Source organism: Sphingomonas sp. LR55 (assembly GCF_036856015.1).
Lineage (GTDB): Bacteria > Pseudomonadota > Alphaproteobacteria > Sphingomonadales > Sphingomonadaceae > Sphingomonas.
The window spans coordinates 164141-183731 of sequence record NZ_JASPFO010000001.1 but is presented as its reverse complement, the minus strand read 5'-3'; the positions used below and the strand labels follow the sequence as shown (position 1 = coordinate 183731).

16 protein-coding genes and 6 pseudogenes are annotated in these 19591 nt (G+C 66.2%); 8 read left to right on the top strand and 14 right to left on the bottom strand.

Annotated features, from left to right (window positions below):
- Window positions 1–127: 127 nt before the first annotated feature.
- Window positions 128–1095: pseudogene (gene glk / locus QP181_RS00885) on the top strand (glucokinase).
- Window positions 1092–1700: a bifunctional 4-hydroxy-2-oxoglutarate aldolase/2-dehydro-3-deoxy-phosphogluconate aldolase gene (gene eda / locus QP181_RS00880; RefSeq protein WP_333927269.1), complete on the top strand. Its 609-nt coding sequence runs from the start codon at window positions 1092–1094 to the stop codon at window positions 1698–1700. Before glk ends, eda begins: the two are co-directional and overlap by 4 nt.
- 191 nt (window positions 1701–1891) lie before the next feature.
- On the opposite strand, the pseudogene mltG reads toward eda, so the two are convergent.
- The 6 genes and pseudogenes from mltG to fabD form a co-directional block, all read right to left on the bottom strand.
- Window positions 1892–2859 (bottom strand): annotated as a pseudogene (mltG, locus tag QP181_RS00875) (endolytic transglycosylase MltG).
- Between the two features lie 72 nt (window positions 2860–2931).
- On the bottom strand, window positions 2932–4194 hold the full coding sequence (gene fabF / locus QP181_RS00870; RefSeq protein ID WP_060526942.1) for a beta-ketoacyl-ACP synthase II: 1263 nt from the start codon (window positions 4192–4194) through the stop codon (window positions 2932–2934).
- 121 nt (window positions 4195–4315) lie between these two features.
- On the bottom strand, window positions 4316–4552 hold the full coding sequence (locus tag QP181_RS00865; RefSeq protein WP_031393971.1) for an acyl carrier protein: 237 nt from the start codon (window positions 4550–4552) through the stop codon (window positions 4316–4318).
- Window positions 4553–4629: 77 nt separating this feature from the next.
- Window positions 4630–5370: a 3-oxoacyl-[acyl-carrier-protein] reductase gene (gene fabG / locus QP181_RS00860; protein ID WP_136189701.1), complete on the bottom strand. Its 741-nt coding sequence runs from the start codon at window positions 5368–5370 to the stop codon at window positions 4630–4632.
- 11 nt (window positions 5371–5381) lie between these two features.
- Window positions 5382–5801 (bottom strand): GxxExxY protein, encoded by a 420-nt coding sequence (locus QP181_RS00855; RefSeq protein ID WP_333927268.1) that lies wholly within the window; start codon window positions 5799–5801, stop codon window positions 5382–5384.
- A gap of 27 nt (window positions 5802–5828) precedes the next feature.
- On the bottom strand, window positions 5829–6788 hold the full coding sequence (gene fabD, locus QP181_RS00850; protein ID WP_333927267.1) for an ACP S-malonyltransferase: 960 nt from the start codon (window positions 6786–6788) through the stop codon (window positions 5829–5831).
- Window positions 6789–6987: 199 nt separating this feature from the next.
- On the opposite strand from fabD, the gene QP181_RS00845 reads away from it, so the two are divergent.
- The 4 genes and pseudogenes from QP181_RS00845 (at window position 6988) to rplI (ending at window position 8788) form a co-directional block, all read left to right on the top strand.
- Window positions 6988–7344 carry an RcnB family protein gene (locus QP181_RS00845; protein WP_333927266.1) on the top strand — a complete coding sequence of 119 codons (357 nt, stop codon included), beginning with the start codon at window positions 6988–6990 and terminating at the stop codon, window positions 7342–7344.
- Between the two features lie 174 nt (window positions 7345–7518).
- A pseudogene (gene rpsF / locus QP181_RS00840) lies at window positions 7519–7944 on the top strand (30S ribosomal protein S6); the annotation flags it as partial.
- A gap of 10 nt (window positions 7945–7954) precedes the next feature.
- Window positions 7955–8179, top strand: a complete 225-nt coding sequence (gene rpsR / locus QP181_RS00835) for a 30S ribosomal protein S18 (RefSeq protein ID WP_031393978.1) — start codon at window positions 7955–7957, stop codon at window positions 8177–8179.
- Between the two features lie 12 nt (window positions 8180–8191).
- Complete coding sequence (gene rplI / locus QP181_RS00830) at window positions 8192–8788, top strand: 50S ribosomal protein L9 (protein WP_056050886.1); 597 nt, start codon at window positions 8192–8194, stop codon at window positions 8786–8788.
- A 400-nt stretch (window positions 8789–9188) separates the two neighbouring features.
- Here rplI and QP181_RS00825 read toward each other — a convergent pair whose 3' ends face one another.
- From QP181_RS00825 to recR, 3 genes and pseudogenes are all read right to left on the bottom strand, one after another.
- Window positions 9189–10640, bottom strand: coding sequence for a DNA recombination protein RmuC (locus QP181_RS00825; RefSeq protein WP_333927265.1), 1452 nt, complete (start codon window positions 10638–10640; stop codon window positions 9189–9191).
- A 455-nt stretch (window positions 10641–11095) separates the two neighbouring features.
- Window positions 11096–11621: pseudogene (gene def, locus QP181_RS00820) on the bottom strand (peptide deformylase).
- Window positions 11622–11667: 46 nt separating this feature from the next.
- Window positions 11668–12264, bottom strand: a complete 597-nt coding sequence (gene recR, locus QP181_RS00815; protein WP_056052820.1) for a recombination mediator RecR — start codon at window positions 12262–12264, stop codon at window positions 11668–11670.
- A 52-nt stretch (window positions 12265–12316) separates the two neighbouring features.
- Between recR and fmt the strand changes: the two are divergent.
- Together fmt and truA are read left to right on the top strand one after the other, a co-directional pair.
- Window positions 12317–13241 (top strand): annotated as a pseudogene (fmt, locus tag QP181_RS00810) (methionyl-tRNA formyltransferase).
- Entirely contained in the window at window positions 13238–13978 is a 741-nt protein-coding gene (truA, locus tag QP181_RS00805; protein ID WP_333927264.1) for a tRNA pseudouridine(38-40) synthase TruA, read from the top strand. Before fmt ends, truA begins: the two are co-directional and overlap by 4 nt.
- A 72-nt stretch (window positions 13979–14050) precedes the next feature.
- On the opposite strand, the pseudogene QP181_RS00800 reads toward truA, so the two are convergent.
- The 5 genes and pseudogenes from QP181_RS00800 to QP181_RS00780 all read right to left on the bottom strand — a co-directional run bounded on the left by QP181_RS00800 (window position 14051) and on the right by QP181_RS00780 (window position 19579).
- Window positions 14051–15256, bottom strand: a pseudogene (locus tag QP181_RS00800) (class I SAM-dependent RNA methyltransferase).
- Window positions 15253–16737 carry an NAD(P)H-hydrate dehydratase gene (locus tag QP181_RS00795; RefSeq protein WP_333927263.1) on the bottom strand — a complete coding sequence of 495 codons (1485 nt, stop codon included), beginning with the start codon at window positions 16735–16737 and terminating at the stop codon, window positions 15253–15255. The pseudogene QP181_RS00800 and the gene QP181_RS00795 overlap by 4 nt, the downstream one beginning before the upstream one ends.
- A complete protein-coding gene (locus tag QP181_RS00790; RefSeq protein WP_333927262.1) occupies window positions 16734–17087 on the bottom strand; it encodes a hypothetical protein in 354 nt (117 codons plus the stop codon). The genes QP181_RS00795 and QP181_RS00790 overlap by 4 nt, the downstream gene beginning before the upstream one ends.
- A gap of 201 nt (window positions 17088–17288) precedes the next feature.
- The gene (gene ilvD / locus QP181_RS00785; protein ID WP_333927261.1) at window positions 17289–19010 is read right to left on the bottom strand and encodes a dihydroxy-acid dehydratase; all 1722 of its coding nucleotides are present in this window, start codon (window positions 19008–19010) and stop codon (window positions 17289–17291) included.
- A 218-nt stretch (window positions 19011–19228) separates the two neighbouring features.
- Window positions 19229–19579 (bottom strand): response regulator, encoded by a 351-nt coding sequence (locus QP181_RS00780; RefSeq protein WP_093399563.1) that lies wholly within the window; start codon window positions 19577–19579, stop codon window positions 19229–19231.
- Between the last annotated feature and the right edge of the window lie 12 nt (window positions 19580–19591).

Sequence of the window (19591 nt, the reverse complement as noted above, 5' to 3'; positions counted from 1 at the left end):
CCACACCCCCGTCATCCCGGCGAAAGCCGGGACCTCGCGCCACGGGGACGGACTATGCGGCCTGAGATCCCAGCTTTCGCTGGGATGACGGGGGTGGCGGTAATGATGAAAACGGACGGAGGATGACATGGAAATCGTAGCGGCAGATATCGGCGGGACGCATGCGCGCTTCGCGATTGCCGAGGTCGAGAATGGCCGCGTCGTGTCGCTCGGCGAGCCGGCGACGCTGAAGACCGCGGACCACGCGTCGCTCCAGACCGCGTACCAGGCGTTCGAGGCCGGGCTCGGCCGCCCCTCCCCCGCGCGCTCGCGATCGCGGTCGCGTCGCCGGTTGCGAACGACGTCATCCGGCTGACGAACAACCCGTGGATCATCCGCAAGTCGCTGATCACCGAGCGGCTGAAGGCGGACCAGTGGGTGGTGGTCAACGATTTCGGCGCGGTCGGTCATGCCGTTGCGCAGGTGCCGAGCAGCGACTTCATTCATCTCTGCGGCCCCGATACGCCGCTGCCCTCCGAGGGCATCACGACGATCTGCGGTCCCGGCACCGGGCTCGGCGTCGCGCAGCTGCTGCGGCGCAAGAACGGCTACCAAGTCCTGGAGACCGAGGGTGGCCACATGGACTTCGCCCCACTCGACGGAATCGAGGATGCGTTGCTGAGCCGCCTGCGCAAGACCTTCACACGCGTATCCGCCGAGCGCGTCGTCGCGGGGCCCGGCATCGTCGCGATCTATGAGACGCTTGCCGCTTTGGAAGGCCGCGCGGTGCCCAGCCATGACGACAAGACGATCTGGACCGAGGCGATCGACGGCACCGATTCGATCGCACTCGCCGCGCTCGACCGGTTCTGCCTCGCGCTCGGCGCGGTCGCGGGCGATCTGGCGCTGGCACAGGGTGCCAAGGCTGTCGTGATCGCGGGCGGCCTCGGCTTCCGGATCAAGGATCGCCTGATCCGCTCGGGCTTCGACCAACGCTTCGTCGCCAAGGGTCGCTTCCAGGGCATGATGGCGGCGATGCCCGTCAAGCTCATCACCCATCCCCAGCCCGGCCTGTTCGGCGCCGCGGCCGCCTTCGCACAGGAACACACCCAATGACCGCAACTATCGCCGATATCATGCAGACCAGCGCCGTCATCCCGGTGCTGGTGATCGAGGACGCAGCGCTCGCACGACCGCTCGCCGAGGCGCTGGTTGCCGGCGGCCTGCGCGTGCTCGAGGTGACGTTGCGCACCGGCGCTGCGCTCGAAGCCATCGCCGAGATGAAGAAAGTGCCTGGCGCGATCGTCGGCGCCGGGACCGTCGTCAATACGCAGCAGTTCGCGCAGGTCCGCGATGCGAGAGCGGAGTTCATCGTGTCGCCGGGGCTGACCGAGCGCCTCGCGATGCCGATCATCGAGAGCGGCATTCCGTTCCTGCCCGGGATCGCCAATGCGGCGGACATCATGACCGGGCTCGACCTTGGGCTGACGCACTTCAAGTTCTTTCCGGCCGAGGCGAATGGCGGCTTGAAGGCGCTCAAGGCTCTGGCCGCGCCGTTCTATCAGTGCAGCTTCTGCCCGACCGGCGGGATCACCGAGGCGAGTGCGCCCGAGTGGCTGACGTTCAAGCCGGTGCTCTGTGTTGGCGGGAGCTGGGTGACCGGCGGCACGATGGCCGAGATCGAGATCAAGGCGCGCGCGGCTAACGCGCTGCGGGGGTGACGCGAAGCGGGGGTGACGCGAAGCGGGGGTAAATCCTCCCCGGCACGGGGAGGGGGACCGCGACGCGCAGCGGCGGGGTGGAGGGGAGCGCCGCGAGCGTACCGCCTGCCGTATCCCGCCACTGACGGTACGCTCGCGGTGAGCCCCCTCCACCATCCTGCGGATGGTCCCCCTCCCCGTTCCGGGGAGGATTACATCTCGCCGCGGGCTTTGCGGATGGCGTACCATTTCTTCACGTTGGCGTTGTGTTCCGCCAGCGTGTTCGCGAACACGTGGCCGCCGGTACCATCCGCTACGAAGTAGAGCGCCTGCGTCTGCGCCGGGTCGAGCACCGCGTCGATCGAGGCGCGGCCGGGGTTGGCAATCGGGCCGACCGGCAGGCCGGCTTCGGCATAGGTGTTGTAGCCGTTCTTCGCCTGCAGTTCGGAGCGCAGGATGCGACGGCCGAGCGGGCGCCCCTTGGTGATCGGGTAGATCACGGTCGGATCGGCCTGGAGCGGCATGCCGTTGCGCAGGCGGTTGCCATACACAGCGGCGACCGTGCGACGTTCGGAGGGCTTGCCGGTTTCCTTCTCGACGATCGAGGCGAGGATGATCGCCTGTTCGGGGGTCGTCACGGCGATACCCGGCTTGCGCGCCGCCCAGGCCTTGGCGAGATACGCCTTCATCGCCGACTGCATCTGCGCGACTACTGAAGCGCGCGTGTCGCCGCGCTCGAACGCATAACTGTCGGGCAGGATCGAACCTTCTGCGGGGATCGGCACGGTTCCGGTCAGGCCGTCCGCCTTCATCAGCGCGTCATGAACGAGGACCGAGGGATAGCCCTCGGGCACTACTACCAGCCGCTGGACGACCTTGCCGGCCTGCATCAGTTTCAGGATGTCGGACTGGCTGGTGTGCGGCGCGATGCGGTATTCGCCCGCCTTGATCGGATCGCCCGAGCCGAACACGCGGGCGTAGAGGCGGAAGCGGCGGGCTGAGGGGATCGCGCCGGCCTTTTCGAGTTCGGTGGCAGCGCCGGCCAGCGTGCTGCCTTCACCGATCTGCACGGTCAGCGTGCGGGGGCCGGGCCAGCGCCGCCCCAGCCTTGAACGACCAGGAACAGCGCGACGACGGCCGCAAGGCCTAAGACGAGTCCGAAACAGCCGACCTTGCGCATCACTACCTCTTGTTCCCCCGCGAAGGCGGGAGCCCAGTCTGGGCCCCCGCCTTCGCGGGGGAACAAACCTTCTTAACGAACTTTCGTCATCACCAGCGACGCGTTGGTGCCGCCGAAACCGAACGAGTTGTTCAGCACCGCGCGGACTTCACGCTTCTTGGCCACGTGCGGGACGAGATCGACCCCCACGCAGCTGTCGCTCGGATTGTCGAGGTTCAGCGTCGGCGGGACGATCTGGTCGCGCAGCGCGAGGATGCAGAAGATGCTCTCGACCGCGCCGGCGCCGCCAAGCAGATGGCCGATCGCGGACTTGGTCGACGACATCGACAGACCGGAGATCGCATCGCCGAACAGGCGGCGGACCGCGCCGAGTTCAAGCTCATCGCCGAGTGGCGTCGAGGTGCCGTGCGCGTTGATGTAATCGATGTCCTCGAGCGCGAGGCCCGACTTCTTGATCGCCATCTGCATCGATCGGAAGGCGCCGTCACCTTCCGGATGCGGTGCGGTCACGTGGTACGCGTCGCCCGACAGGCCGTAGCCGATCACCTCGGCATACATCTTCGCGCCGCGTGCCTTCGCGTGCTCGTACTCTTCGAGCACCAAGACACCAGCGCCCTCGCCCATCACGAAGCCGTCGCGGTCCTTGTCGTAGGGACGCGAGGCCTTTTCGGGCGAATCGTTGAAGTTGGTCGACAGCGCCCGGGCTTGTGCGAACCCGGCGATACCCAGCGGGCAGACCGTGCCCTCCGCGCCGCCCGCGAGCATCACATCGGCATCGTCCATCGCGATCATCCGCGCTGCATCGCCAATCGCGTGCGCCCCGGTCGAGCAGGCGGTGACGACCGCGTGATTCGGACCGCGCAGGCCATATTTGATCGAGACCTGGCCAGAGATCAGGTTGATCAGACGGCCGTGGACGAAGTGCGGCGAGACGCGACGCGGACCCTTGGTGTGGAGCACGATCGATTCGCTCTCGATGCCCGGCAGGCCGCCGATGCCCGAGCCGATCGAGACGCCGGCACGCCAGCTCTCTTCGAGCGTCATCTCGGTGAGGCCGGCATCTTCTAAGGCCTGACCAGCGGCGTCGATGCCGTAGATGATGAACGGATCGACCTGGCGCTGGACCTTGTGGTCGACACGCTTGCCGGGATCGAAGCCATATTCGTGGTCGGCCGGTTTCACCTCGCAGGCGATGCGGCACACCTGATCCGACGCGTCGAAGCGCGTGATCGGGCCCGCGCCCGACTTGCCGGCGAGGATATTCGCCCAGGCCGTTTCAACATCCGCCCCCAAGGGGGTGACCAGGCCTAGCCCGGTTACGACGACACGCCGCATGGCTTCAAACTCCGTCTGCTCTCAAAACGAAACGGCTCCCCGCCCTCTTTGCCCAAGGACGGGGAGCCGCTCAAATCACACCCATCAGGGCAGGTCCAAAGTCTCGGACCCTAAACCCTGATCAGGCCTTGTGCTCGTCGATGTAGGTGATCGCATCCTTGACGGTCGCAATCTTCTCGGCGGCATCATCGGGGATCTCGACACCGAATTCTTCCTCGAACGCCATGACGAGTTCGACGATGTCGAGGCTGTCTGCGCCCAGGTCGTCGATGAAGCTCGCGTCCTCGGTCACCTTGTCGGCTTCGACGCCGAGATGCTCGACGACGATCTTCTTCACGCGGTCAGCTGTCTCGCTCATGGTAGTTCCCTCTTCAAATCTGGGGGTTTTCGGTATTTCCTGAACGCACCTAGAACGCGGCAGTTCAGCGCGCAAGTTCAGATCATCGCCATCCCGCCGTTCACGTGCACGGTTTGTCCCGTGACGTACCCGGCTTCACGGCTAGCGAGGTACACGATCGCCGCGCCGATGTCTGCGCCTTCGCCGAGGCGACCGGCCGGAATCTTCGCGGTGAGCGCGGTCTTCTGCGCGTCGGGCAGCGCGTCGGTCATCGGCGAGGTGATGAAACCGGGGGCGACGCAGTTGACGGTGATGCCGCGGCTGGCGAGTTCCTGCGCCATCGATTTCGACATGCCGATCAGGCCGGCCTTCGACGCGGCGTAGTTCGCCTGGCCGGGGTTGCCGGTGACACCGACGATCGAGGTGACCGAGATCATCCGGCCGAACCTTGCCTTCATCATCGGCTTGGCGGCGGCGCGCATGAGGCGGAACGCAGCCTCGAGGTTGACGCGGATGACGCTGTCCCACTCGTCGTCCTTCATCCGCATTGCGAGATTGTCGCGGGTGACGCCGGCGTTGTTGACGAGGATGTCTAGCTTGCCGCCGAGCGCCTCGACGGCTTGCGGGACGAGCGCATCGACGGCGGCGGCGTCAGACAGGTTGCAGGGAAGCGCGACGTGGTCGCCGCCGAGGCTCGCGCGGAAGGCTTCGAGCTTGTCCGCGTTGGACCCGGACACGGCTAGGCGTGCACCTTGCGCGGCCAGGGCCTTGGCGATCTCGGACCCGATCCCGCCGGATGCCCCGGTGACGAGGGCGGTCATGCCTGTGAGGTCGAACATTTTGGTCTCCATCAGATTTTGTTCACGCGAAGGCGCGATGGCGCGAAGGGGGTGTAGCCGTTGACGATCCGGCGGAGCCCCTCCTTTAGCGTTTCGCCTCCGAAGTTGATCAGTAGCCCCAAGGGCTGTTTGGTTAGTCGCAGATAGATCAGCAGTTGCTTTGCATGAGCGGCGTTCAGCCGCTCGACCGACTTGATTTCAACCAGTAGCTGGTTGCCGACGATGAGGTCGATCCGGAACGCCGCGTCGAAATGCAGCCCTTCGAAATCGATCGAGACAGAGCGTTGCCGCTCGACCTCATATCCCAGACTGGCGAGCTTGCTCGCCAAGACAGTCTCGTAGACGCTTTCAAGCAATCCAGGCCCAAGCTCCCGGTGAAGGCGAAGCGACACATCAATGACGTCGGAAGCGGCAGCCTCGAGATCCATCATCTTCGCGCCTTTGCGCCTTCGCGTGAATCACATCTTCTTCACGAATTCCTCGATGTCGTCCATGGTGATGACGCTCGTCGTTTCGGCGTTGGGAGTGATGCGCTTGACCATCGGGCTGAGCACCTTGCCACCGAATTCGACGAAGTGGCCGACGCCCGCCGCATGCATCGCCAACACCGATTCGCGCCAGCGGACCATGCCGGTTACCTGTTGCACCAGCAGGTGACGGATTGCGCCTGGGTCGGCGACTGCAGTGGCATCTACGTTGGCGAAGACGGGAACGAGGGGCGCGCGGAGGTCGGCGTCCAGGAGGGCGGCTTCCATCGCTTCGGCAGCAGGCTGCATCAAGGGGCAGTGGAAGGGGGCGGATACGGGGAGCAATACCGCGCGCTTGGCGCCGAGGTCCTTGGCCAGTGCGATCGCCTTTTCGATGGCGAGGCGGTGGCCGGAGATGACGACTTGCGACGGGTCGTTGTCGTTGGCGACGGTGCAGATCAGTTCGGGGCCGCCCTCCGCAAGGATCGCGTCGACTGCGGCGCCGGCGATGACCTGCGCCTTTTCGAGATCAGTGCCGAGCAGCGCGGCCATTGCGCCCTCGCCCACCGGAACCGCCGCCTGCATCGCGCGGCCGCGAAGTTTAAGGAGGCGGGCGGTGGTCGACAGGTCGAGCGCACCGGCGGCACACAAGGCGGTATATTCGCCGAGGCTGTGGCCGGCGACGTAATCGGCCTTGTCGGCGAGGCGGAGGCCGCCTTCCTTTTCGGCGACGCGCAAGGTGGCGATCGCGTTCGCCATGATCGCGGGCTGCGCGTTCTCGGTGAGGAGGAGGTTGTCCGCCGGCCCTTCGCTCATCAGGCGGAAAAGGTGCTGGCCGAGCGCCTCGTCGACTTCGGCGAAGACCTCGCGGGCGGTGGCACTGGCGTCGGCGAGCGCCTTGCCCATGCCGACAGACTGGCTCCCCTGGCCGGGGAAGATGAACGCGCGCATGGCCTCTCCTCTATGTTGGGTCTTCGTTTGAGCGCGGGGCCTATAAAGGTGCGCGTCGAGTTGCAACCTGAACGAACCCCGCGGCCTTGCGACAATATGCGACCATTTCGCCGACCTTGCGACAAGCGCCTGCGACAATCCGGTCCCAGATTAGGGATGACGCCGCACAACGGCGCCGTGTTTCAAACGGGAGATTACCATGAAGAAGTTCATCCTCAGCGCACTGACCGCTGCCCTCGTCGCCAGCCCGCTGCTCGCCGCAGCCCCGGCCGAGGCACAGCAGCGCCGCGAAGTGACCACCGTGCGCCAGAACAACAACGGCCGCACCGTCGTCACCAAGAAGACCGTCGTCCGCCCGAACCAGTATCGCAACTGGCGCGCCGGCCAGCGCTTCGATCGCCGCTATGCTCAGAACTACCGGGTGATCACGACGTATCGCAACTATCGCCTCGCCGCCCCGCCGCGTGGCAGCCAGTGGGTCCGCTCGGGCAACGACGCGATCCTGATCAACGGCCGCGGCAACGTGGTTCAGGTCCGTGGCGGCGCGTTCCGGTAATAGGGCCGGTAAACCCAACGCCAACCTTGCCTTTGCCGGATAATCGGCTAAGGCCCATTACAACCGGGGTGAGAGATTCGCGTCTCTCGCCCCTGTTTGCATTCTAGAGACGACAGCCGGAGGGGTGCACGCATGGGGCGTGTATCAGCGATCGGCCAAGACGAAGGACAAGACATGGCTCTTTACGAGCACGTGTTCCTTGCGCGCCAGGATCTGGCACAAGCGCAGGTGGACGCACTGGCGGAAATCGCCACCAAGATCGTGAACGACAACGAAGGTCGGGTCGTAAAGACCGAGAACTGGGGCCTGCGTTCGCTGGCGTACAAGATCGCCAAGAACCGCAAGGCGCACTATGTCATGCTCGAGATCGATGCCCCGGGCAGCGTGATCGCAGAGCTGGAGCGCCAGACCCAGATCAACGAAGACATCATCCGTTACATGACGGTCAAGGTCGACACCCTCGAAGAGGGCCCGACCGTGATGATGCGCAAGCAGGATCGTGACCGCGAGCGTCGTGGCGACCGTGAAGGTGGCCGTGAGGGCCGTCCCGATCGTGGCGATCGTCCGGACCGTGGTCCCCGTCGTGACCGCGAAGAGGAGCTGAATAAACATGGCACGTCCATTCTTCCGCCGCCGCAAGAGCTGCCCGTTCTCCGCCAAAGACGCTCCCCGGATCGACTATAAGGACGTCCGGTTGCTGCAGGGCTTCGTGTCCGAGCGTGGCAAGATCGTCCCGTCGCGTATCACTTCGGTGGCCGCAAAGAAGCAGCGCGAACTGGCCCAGGCCATCAAGCGTGCGCGTCATCTGGGCTTGCTGCCCTACATCGTTAAGTAAGGACACGCCCACATGGACGTCATTCTGCTTGAGCGCGTCGAAAAGCTTGGTGCTATCGGCGACGTGGTGAAGGTCAAGGACGGTTACGCGCGTAACTTCCTGCTTCCCAACAAGAAGGCGCTTCGTTCGAACGAAGCCAACCGCAAGGTGTTCGAGTCGAACCGTGCGAAGATCGAATCGGACAACGCATCGCGTCGCAGCGATGCCGAGACCGAAGCGAAGACCTTCAACGACGCGACCGTGACCCTGATCCGTCAGGCGTCGAACACCGGTCAGCTCTACGGCTCGGTCGCGGTTCGCGATCTGGTCGATGCGCTGGTGGCCGACGGTCACAAGGTCGGCAAGTCGGCGATCGTGCTCGACAAGCCGATCAAGGCGATCGGCGTGTACACCGTCAAGGTATCGCTGCACCCCGAGGTGTCGGTGGCCGTCAAGGTCAACGTCGCCCGCTCGCCTGAAGAGGCCGAGATGCAGGCTTCGGGCGTCGACGTGATGTCGTCGATGTTCGAGCGCGACGAGGCTGGCTTCGTCGAGGATTACGATCCGAACGCAGAGCCCGGCGCGACCGCCGAAGCACCGCGCGACCAAGAGGAAGAGGCGCAGGGTTGATCCCTTCGCTTCCCTTCTAGCCGATACAGAAAGGCCCGCCCGGAGCGATCCGGGCGGGCCTTTTCTTTTGTGCTTTTTGCGGTGGGTGTCAGGGGCAGGTTACGCAGGCGCCGATCATTGCTGCGAAGGGGATGAGGGCGCAGAGGATGGGGACGAGGTGTTTCATGACCGGGTGACTCTTGGGGGTGTTATCCGGTTAATGCGCAGCGTTGGGAAAGGTTGCCGGGAGGTGAACGATTTTTGTACCGATCGGTTTTCGGTGCAAGAACTTTACTTCCTTACCACCCCGGCGGAGGCCGGGGCCCAATTGGGAAAGCTGGAGTAACGGATCGCAGCGTCCATCATTCGGGTCCCCCAATTGGGCCCCGGCCTTCGCCGGGGTGGTTCACAACTGCTAGTCTCAGCTTTCGACGTTCTCCGGCTTCTCGATCAAAGCGGGCCCCTCGCCTAGCGCCAGCGCGTCGACCGAGGATACGTCCTCAAGATCTCGCGCACCCGTCTCGATGTTCAGGTCGCGGAACTTGCGACCCGTTACCATCAGGCGGCCGTTGAACGAATTGGTGAAGCCGTTGAAATTCTTCACCGCGCTGTTGAGGCCGACGCCGACCTTCCGCAGGTCGTCCGCCACCTTGGCGAGGCGGTCGTGCATCTCCTTGCCGAGTTCGCCGATCTTGCGTGCTTCGTTGGCGAGCTTTTCCTGGCGCCAGACCGCCGCGACGGTGCGGGCGATCGCGATCAGGTTCGTGGGGGTGGCGAGCAGCACGCGCTTTTCAAAAGCGAAGTCCCAGAGCGTCGGGTCGTGTTCGAGCGCGGCGGAAAGGAAGTGTTCGCCGGGGACGAACATGATGACGTAGTCGGGGGTGTCGGCGAACTGGCTCCAATAGGCCTTGTTGCCGAGGCCGTTGACGTGTGCGCGCATCGAGGCTGCGTGGGCAGCTAGGCCGATCAGGCGTTCGGCATCATCAACCGCGCCGAATGCATCCTGGTACGCGTTGAGCGAAACCTTCGCGTCGATCACCAGCGCCCGGCCACCGGGGACGCGGATGATCGCGTCGGGGCGGAGGCGGGCGCCGTCGTCGCCTACCGCAACCGAGACTTCGGTCTGGAAGTCAGTATGTTCGCTGAGGCCGCAGGTTTCCAGGACGTTCTTCAGCTGCTGCTCGCCCCAGCGGCCGCGGGATTTAGGGGCGTTGCGGAGCGAATTGACGAGCTTGGCGGCTTCGGTCGAGACCTTTTCCTGGCCGAGGCGCATCTGTTCGATTTGCCCCTTGAGGTCGCCGAATGCGTCGCGGCGCTCGGCTTCGACCTTGGCGACGCCTTCTTCGTAGCGTTGCAGGCGGTCGCTGACGGGTTGCAGCATCGACTTGAGGTTGAGGCCGGCGGACTCTTCGGACTGGCGGAAGCGGGCGTCGGCGCGTTCGAGGAAGGTCTTCTGCGCGTCGCTCAGCAGCTTGTTGGCGACGTCGCCGAACTGTGCGGCCATCAGGTCCTTGGCTTCGCGGAGTTCAAGCAGGCGGGCTTCGAACGCCTCGCCTTGCGCCTTGATCGTGGCGATCTCGGTGCGGGCGGCGTCGCGATCGGCGCGGATCGTGGCGAGGTCGAGGCGGAGGCGATCGGTGTCGGTGGCGCGCTCGGCATTTTGGGCTCGGAGGGTTGCAAGGTCCTGCATCGCGGCGTTGCGTTCGCGTTCGACCGCATCCCGCGCAGTGCGGATGAGGTCGGCGTCGGCGACCTTGGTCTGCGCGACGGCGAGTTCGCTGGCTAGGGTGGCGGCTCGACGGGAGGCTAGCAGCCAGCCGAGGAGGATGCCGGCGGCTAGCGCGAGGATGGCGATGATGGCGAACTCAGCCATTTTGCACGCTCGAATTTAGCTGGAAGTGCACAAAGTGCAGACCCTGGCGCAGCATTTTCGGAAGTGAGAATGCGCGCGCGGGCGGCTGGGTTCGGAAGGGGATTGGAGACGTCATGCGTGGAACATACGTCGAACGGTTGATGTAGGACAATCGGAATATGTTGTTCTCCCGCGGAGGTGGGAGTCCAGGGTTACTGGCGGTAGTGTTCGTGGTCCTGGGCCCCCGCCTTCGCGGGGGGAACTAGAAAGGGGGCGCTCCGACACCCTCGCCGAATAGCGCCACCCCGGCGAGGCCGGGGTCCAATTGGAAAGGTTTCAATAACGAGGGACTGCGCTCAGTTGGCGACGTTCCCCAATTGGGCCCCGGCCTTCGCCGGGGTGGTTTCGTGTTGGGCAAATAAGCCGCGCTCTCAGGGACGCACTCTCAGAACAGAGAGCAGCGACGCCCCCGCCCCTCAGCCCAGCTTGCGCTGCTTCGCCAGCTTCTTCAGCACCATGTCGCGCTTGAGGCGGCTGATGTGGTCGATGAACAGCACGCCGTCGAGATGGTCGATCTCGTGCTGCATGCAGGTCGACAGCAGCCCGTCGAAATCTTCTTCATGCGCCGCGCCGGTCTCGTCGAGCCACTTCACGCGGCACCGCGCCGGGCGCGCGACCTCGGCATACTGCTCGGGGATCGAGAGGCACCCTTCGTTGTAGGTGGAGACCTCGTCGCTGACCGAGAGAATCTCGGCGTTGATGTACGCCTTGGGGTTCTTGATCGGCTTGTCGTCCTCGTCCTTCTCCTCCTGGAGATCGATGACGAGGATCTCGCTGCTGCACGCCGACCTGGGTCGCGGCGAGGCCGATGCCGTTGAAGTCGTACATCGTCTCGATCATGTCGGCGACGAGCGTGCGGGTGGAGTCGTCGACCGTCTCCACCGGCTCGGCGACGAGGCGCAGGCGGGGATCGGGGACTTCGAGAACGGTCATGACGGTCATAGTGCGTCCGCTAAGGTACGCGTGCCGGGTGCGTCAAGGACTTGGCTCAAGCCATTGGCCGCCTTGCCCTAAGTGCCTGCGCCAGCGTGCCCTCGTCGAGATAGTCGAGTTCGCCGCCGACCGGCAGGCCATGTGCGAGCTGCGTGACGCGGACGGGGAAGCGTTCGATGCGCTCCGCGATGTAGTGCGCGGTGGTCTGGCCCTCAAGCGTGGCGTTCATCGCGAGGACGACTTCGTCGATGCCGCCGGCTTCGATGCGGCGGACGAGGCTGTCGATGCTGAGATCCTCCGGACGGATGCCTTCGAGTGCGGACAGCCGCCCGCCTAGGACGTGGAAGCGGCCGGGGAACAGGCGGGACCTATCCAATGCCCAGAGATCGGCGACTTCCTCGACGACGCACAGCGAACGCTGGTCGCGGCGCGGGTCGGCGCAGATCGCGCAGGGGTTGGTGGTGTCGACGTTGCCGCAGGTCGAGCAATTCTCCAGCCGCTCGTCGACCGCGGTGAGGGCCTCACGCAAGGGACCCAGCGCCGCGTCGCGCTTCTTGAGCAGATGCAGCACGGCGCGACGTGCGGACCGGGGGCCTAGGCCAGGGAGCCGGGCCAGCGCCTGCGTCAGCGCCTCGATCTCGGGGGATGCCATAGGGAACAGATAGGGGGTTGCGCGGCTCCCCGCCAGCGTGTTCGAGAGAGCCATGCGGATCATCTTCATGGGAACGCCGGACTTCGCAGTGCCGGTGCTGGAGGCTCTCGTCGCGGCGGGGCATGACGTGGTGGCGGCGTATTGCCAGCCGGCGCGACCGGGCGGGCGGCGTGGGCGCGAACTGGTGCCTTCGCCGGTGCAGGTCCGGGCGGAAGCGCTGGGGATCGAAGTGCGGACGCCGGTGTCGTTCAAGGCATCTCTGCCGGACGGGCTTGAGGCGCGCGAGGCGTTTGCGGCCTTGAACGCGGATGTGGCGGTCGTTGCGGCCTATGGTCTTATTCTGCCGCGCGGTGCTGGAGGCGCCGCGGTTCGGGTGTCTCAACGTGCATGGGTCGCTGTTGCCGCGGTGGCGCGGGGCGGCGCCGGTGCAGCGGGCCATCCTTGCTGGCGATGCCGAGACGGGTGTCGGGATCATGCAGATGGAGGCGGGTCTGGATACCGGGCCGGTTCGGCTCGAGGGGCGGACGCCGATCGTCGGCAAGACCGCGGGGGATCTGACGTCCGAGCTGTCGGCGATGGGGGCGCGGTTGATGGTCGAGGTGCTGGGCGATCTCGACGCCTACCCTGCCCGGCCGCAGCCCGAGGAGGGCGTTACCTACGCCGCCAAGATCGAGAAGGCGGAGGCGCGGATCAATTTCGAGCGGTCGGCGGTCGAGGTCGAGCGGCTGGTGCGGGCGATGAACCCGGCGCCGGGGGCTTGGTTCGAGCATGCCGGTGAGCGGGTGAAGGTGCTGGCGGCGGACGTGTTGCCGTTCTCGTTTCTTGGGTGCGAGGGGCTGACGGTCAATGCCGAGCTGACGATCGGGTGCGGCGACGGGGCGATCCGGCCGACCTTGGTGCAGCGGGCGGGGCGTGGCGTGACGTCTGCTGAGGAAATGCTGCGCGGGTTTCCGATTCGGTCGGGGACGCAGCTTTGACGCGGTTCGCGTTGACGGTGGAGTTCGACGGGCGGCCGTTCATGGGCTGGCAGCGGCAGAAGCACGGACCGAGTGTGCAGGCGGCGCTGGAGGCCGCGGTGCTTAAGATGACCGGCGAGACCGCGTCGGTGCAAGCGGCGGGGCGGACCGATGCGGGGGTGCACGGGATGGCGATGCGCGCGCATGTCGACATCGCGAAGCCGCTCGCCGCGTTTCGGTTGATGGAAGGGCTGAATGCGCTGGTGAAGCCGGCACCGGTGTCTGTGCTGGCGTGCGAGGTGGTCGACGACGATTGGCATGCGCGGTTTTCGTGCGTCGGGCGGTCGTATGAGTATCGGATCGTCAACCGGCGCGCGCCGCTGACGTTCGAGGCGGGGCTGGCTTGGCAGGTGCCGCAGTTGCTGGACGAGGGGGCGATGGCGGAGGCTGCGGGGGCGCTGGTTGGGCGGCATGACTTCACGACGTTTCGGTCGGCGCATTGCCAGGCGGATAGTCCGGTGCGGACTTTGGACCGGCTGGAGGTGGTGCGGAAGGGGGAGCGGCTGTTCGTGTACGCGGCGGCGCGGTCGTTCCTGCATCACCAGGTGCGGTCGATGGTCGGGTGCCTCGCGTTGGTGGGTATGGGGCGTTGGGCGGTTGGCGATGTTGCGGCTGCGCTCGCGGCGAAGGATCGGGCGATGCTGGGGCTGAATGCGCCGCCTGACGGGTTGTTCTTCGTGAGGGCCGTCTACCCGTAGGAAGCTTGTTCCCCCGCGAAGGCGGGGGTCTAGACTGGGCCCCCGCCTTCGCGGGGGAACAATCTTCTTCGGTTAGCGGACGAACTTGGCAGCCAACTCGACATGCGTCGACCAGCGGAACTGGCCGACCGGCTGAACCCAGTCGATCCGCCAACCCGCGTCGCACAGCTCCTTGGCATCCCGCGCGAAGCTCGCCGGGTTGCACGAGACATAGGCGATCACCGGCGTCTTGCACTCCGCCAGCGCGGTCGCCTGTTCGCGCGCGCCCGAGCGGGGCGGATCGATCACCACCGCGTCGAAGCGGTCGAGTTCGGCGACTGTCAGCGGGCGGCGATAGAGATCGCGGTGCTCGGGGTAGACGGGCCGCTGGGTCCGGTGCGCGGCGGCCTTCAGCGAGCCGAGTGCGTCGCGTGCGCCTTCGGCCGCGTAGACCTTGGCGGGGATCGCCAGTGTGAAGGTGCCGAGGCCGGCGAACAGATCGGCGACCGTAGCGGGCTTGCCGATCGCTTCGAGCACGGCGGCGGTGAGTGCGGCCTCGCCATCGGGGGTGGCCTGGAGGAACGACGCCGGCGGGAGCGGCACGGGGACGCCGCCGAGCGTGATCGTGACCGCGTCAGGCTCCCAGCGCGTCTCGGGGCCGAGGCCGTCATCGAAGGCTACGCGGGCGATCTTGTGATCTTCGCAGAATTTGGTGAGCGCTTCGGCGGCGGGCAGGCCTTCGGGGGCGAACCCCGTGATCAGGATGTCCGCGCCCTGGTCGGCGAGCGTCAGGTGAATGTCCGCGCGGCGGCGGAAATTGAGGCGCTTGAGCAGCTGGCGGAGCGGCTGAACGAGCGCGAACAGGCGCGGATCGAGGATCCAGCATTCCTTGATGTCGACGATCGTGTGTGCCTTCTCCGCGGTGAAGCCGAGCGTGATCTTGCCGCCCTTGGCCTCGGCGTGGAGCGTCGCGCGGCGGCGGCTGCGCTCGGGGAGATGTGCGGGGTGCGGATCGGCGCGGACAGGTCCTGGCCGTCGAGCGCGGAGGCGATGCGATCGGTGACGAACGCGGCATAGGCCTGGTCGTCGAGATGCTGGAGCTGGCAGCCGCCGCAGGTCGGGAAATGCATGCAGGGGAGTCTGGTGGTGCGGGCCGGGGATCACGGTGCCGTCGGCAGAGAGCGTGTCGCCGGGGGCCGAGAAGGCGGCGTGGCGGCCGTCGGCGGTCATGCCGTCGCCGCGGGCTGCGACGCGGACGATCGTGTCGATATTCGATTCAGAGGTCGAGTCAGTGGTCATGGGGCCGCTCTGGCCGACCGGAGCGCTTCCGCCAAGTCGTCGGCGATGAATGCGGGCCTCAATCGTCGGGCAGCGTCACCGTGGAGCCACACTCCCGCGCAGGCTGCGTCGAGCGGATCGAGTTTTACCGCCAGCATCGCACCGATCGCGCCGGCGAGAACGTCGCCGGTGCCGGCGGTGGAGAGCCAGTCGCTGGCGTCCTGTGCGATGCGGACGCGGCCATCGGGCGAGGCGATGACGGTGTCGGCGCCCTTGAAAACGACGACGGCGTTCGCGCGGACGGCTGCGTCTCGGGCTCTCGCGATCTTGTCGGCATCGGATTTGCCGAAGAGCGCGTCGAACTCGCCGGCGTGGGGCGTGAGAATGACTGGGACCGTCAGCGCCTTGATCCGCTCGGGCGCGATGAGGCGGAGCGCCTCGCCATCGATGATCAGTGGGTGGTTTGAGATCAGTGCCGCTTCGAGGCGGGTTTTGGCGAGGTCGTCGCGGCCGAGACCGGGGCCGATCACGAGTGCGCCGATGCGGTCGTTGGCGAGCGCGTGGTCGGTGAACGGTGCGCGGACGAGCGCGTGGGGCGGGCCTTGGCTGTCGCCGAGCAGGGTTACGTAGCCTGCGCCGGCGCGCATCGCGGCGAGCGCTGCGAGGTCGGACGCGCCTGACATGGTGCCGGCGATGACTGCCACCATGCCGCGGGTATATTTGTGCGAGTCCGGGCCGGGAGCTGGGAGGACCGGGGGTTTGAGGACTTCGGCTTCGCTGGTCGTTGGGACGCCGATGTCGAGGAGGCAGATCTGGCCGCAGTAGCGCGCGGCAGGTTGGAGGAGGTGCGCGGGTTTTACGGCGCCGAGCGCGAGGGTGAGGTGGAAGACCGGGGGCGTGCTGAGGGCTTGGCCGGAGTCGGTAGCGAGGCCGCTGGGGAGGTCTACTGCGATGCTGAGTTGGGCGGCGTTGGCGAGTGCGTGAAGGCACTCGACCACAGACCGTTCCCCCGCAGACGCGGAGGCCCAGAGTAGGCCGTTGGGTGAGCGCTCGGAACTCAGCTGGGCCCCCGCGTCCGCGGGAGAACGGTTGGGGGTGGGTGTCGAACCGGAATCGAGCGGGCGGGTCAGACCGGTGCCGAACAGCGCGTCAACCAAGATCGGGGCGGGCATCGCCGCCGCCAGCGTTTCGACCGGGCCGGACCACCCTGCCCTTGCCGACTTTGCCGCATCCGTCTTCGGAGTCGACAGCGCCGCGACGCGGACCGCCACGCCCATTTCCACCAGCACCCGTGCCGCGATATAGCCGTCGCCGCCGTTGTTGCCGGGGCCACACAGGATCAGCACGTCGTTCGCGCCGGCCAACCGGCGGACCGCGTGCGCGATTGCAGTACCGGCACGCTCCATCAACGTTTCGACCGACACGCCTCCGGCGATTACCGCGTCTTCCGCCGCGCGCATTTCGGCGGCGGTCAGGATCGCCTGGCCCTCGATGTGAATCATGACGGCTTGGTCGCGCTCTTGACTGTGGCCGGGAGGCGATAGCGAGCGTCGCCGATCGTCACCTCGATACCGTTGCCCTCGACCAGGCCAACCTTCGCGACCTCTGCCCCGTCCGCCGCGACGACGCCGCGGCCGTCGTTGGTCACGAGCAGGCGGCGGAACGCGCCATCGGGGTGGCGGATCGTCAGGATCGGGCCAGTCTCGCCCTTGGCCTGTTCGATCGTGCAGACCGTTTCGAGCGCTGCGGCCCGCGGGCGCAGGGGATGCGGGGGTCGCCGGCGGACTTCTTGGCCTGCTTGGCGGTCTGCCCGGCCGCGACTTGCGTACTGGATGGCTTGCCTGGCCCGCATGCCGCGAGGGGGAACGACAAGAGGGCGAGGCACAGGAGGCGGTTCACTGTCTTACTGAAGCCGATATCTGAACCACCATCCGTCATCCCAGCGAAAGCCGGGATCTCCCCGTTCGGGTCGCTGCACGCGCCAAGCGGGATACCCCAGCTTTCGCTGGGGTGACGGGTGGAGCGCGTGTCTCGTTTACCTATCCGCGTGGTCTCAAATATCCGCGTAGACATGGGTTTCGGCTGCGGCTCCAGGATGCGTGACCGCGCCCTTGTACGCGGGGCCGACGGTCTTCGCATAGCGCCAGAGTGCGCCCGAGCCGTAATCGTTGGTGCGCGGCACCCACGCGGCACGCCGCGCCGCCATCACGTCCTCGGGCACGTCGAGATCGATCGTGCCGGCCTCGGCGTCGATGTGGATGATGTCGCCATTCTCGACCAATGCGATCGGACCGCCGTCCGCCGCTTCGGGACCGACATGGCCGATGCAGAAGCCGCGGGTGCCGCCGGAGAAGCGACCGTCGGTGATCAAAGCGACGCTCTCGCCCATACCCAGGCCGTAGAGCGCGGCGGTGGTCGACAGCATCTCGCGCATGCCGGGGCCGCCCTTGGGGCCTTCATAGCGGATGACGATGACCTCACCCTCGTTGATCTCGCGGTTCTCGACCGCGGCGAAGGTGTCCTCCTCGCAATCGAACACACGCGCCGGGCCGCTGAACTGAAGGCGGTGCAAGCCCGCGACCTTCACGATCGCGCCATCGGGGGCGAGGCTGCCGCGTAGGCCGACGACGCCGCCGGTCGGGGTGATCGGCGTCGTGATGTCGTAGATGACCTTCTGATCAGGATTCCACGTGACCTGGTCGATATTCTCGCCGAGCGTCTTGCCCGACACGGTCATGCAATTGCCGTCGAGGAACCCGCCGCTGAGCATCGTCTTCATCAGCATGTAGACGCCGCCGGCCTCGTACATGTCCTTCGCGACATACTTCCCGCCGGGCTTGAGGTCGGCGATGTACGGCGTGGTCTTGAAGGCCTCGGCGACGTCGAACAGGTCGAACTCGATGCCGACCTCATGCGCCATCGCGGGCAGATGCAGCGCGGCGTTGGTCGAGCCCCCGGTCGCGGCGACGACGCGCGCGGCGTTGATGAACGCCTCGCGCGTGCAGATGTCGCGCGGGCGGATGTTGCGCTCGATCAGCTCCATGATCTGGACGCCGGCGGCATGCGCGATCTGTTCGCGGCTGCTATACGGTGCGGGCGTCATGTTGCTGTTCGGCATCGACAATCCGATCGCCTCCGCGACGCAGGCCATCGTGTTCGCGGTGAACTGGCCACCGCACGCGCCGGCGCTGGGACAGGCGACCTTTTCGAGCGCGTGGACTTCGGACAGCGGGCAAGCTCCCGCCGCGTATTTGCCGACGATCTCGAACACGTCGACGACCGTCACGTCCTTGTCGTGGAAACGACCGGGCAGAATCGAGCCGCCATAGACGAAGATCGACGGCACGTTGAGCCGCAGCATCGCCATCATCATGCCGGGCAACGACTTGTCGCAGCCGGCAAAGCCGATCAGCGCGTCGTAGCAATGGCCGCGCACGCTGAGCTCGACCGAGTCGGCGATGACCTCGCGGCTGACCAGGCTGGTCTTCATGCCCTGATGGCCCATCGCGATGCCGTCGGTGACGGTGATCGTGTTGAACCGGCGCGGCATGCCGCCGCCCTGGATCACGCCGAGGCGCGCGACATCGGCCTGCGCGTCGAGCGTGATGTTGCAGGGCGCGCTGTCGTTGCCGGCGCTGGCGACGGCGACGAACGGCTTGGCGATATCCTCTTCGGGAATCCCCATCGCGTAATAATAACTGCGATGCGGGGCGCGCTCGGGGCCGACCGAGACATGGCGGCTCGGCAGGCGTGATTTGTCGAAACGGTTGCTCATGGCGACCGCCTATGTCGCGGGAGGGGGCATTTGCGCAAGAGAGTTGCGTTGAATTTTAAGTGGAAGACTTGATCCCCGCTTCGTCATCCTCGCGAAGGCGGGGATCCAGATCCCCAAGGGTTCGCGATCCCGTCGTCGAGGCCAGCCAGTATGGGTTCCCGCCTTCGCGGGAATGACGGAAGAGATAGCCGGCAGCTGCCGCCATCATCCCGAGGAAATTAAAGGCCCTCTAGCGCCTTCGCCACGCCGTCCATCGTGAAGGGCTTCTGCAACCGCGGACGATCGCGGAATTCGGGCGCCACGCCGTCATCGCCGCCGCCGGTGGCGAAGACGAAGGGGACGCCTTTTGCCGCCAAGGCTTCGGCGACCGCGGTGCTCTTTTCACCGCCGCGCAGGTTTACGTCGAGGATCGCGCCGTCGACGCCGCCCTCCTCGATCCGCTTCAGGGCGTCGGCTACGGTATCGACCGAGCCTGCGACTCCCTTGTCCAGAACTTCGAGAAAATCCTCGAGCATCATGGCGATCAACGGTTCATCCTCGACGATAAGGATCTGCTGGGGAGCGGTCATGCCATGCGCATA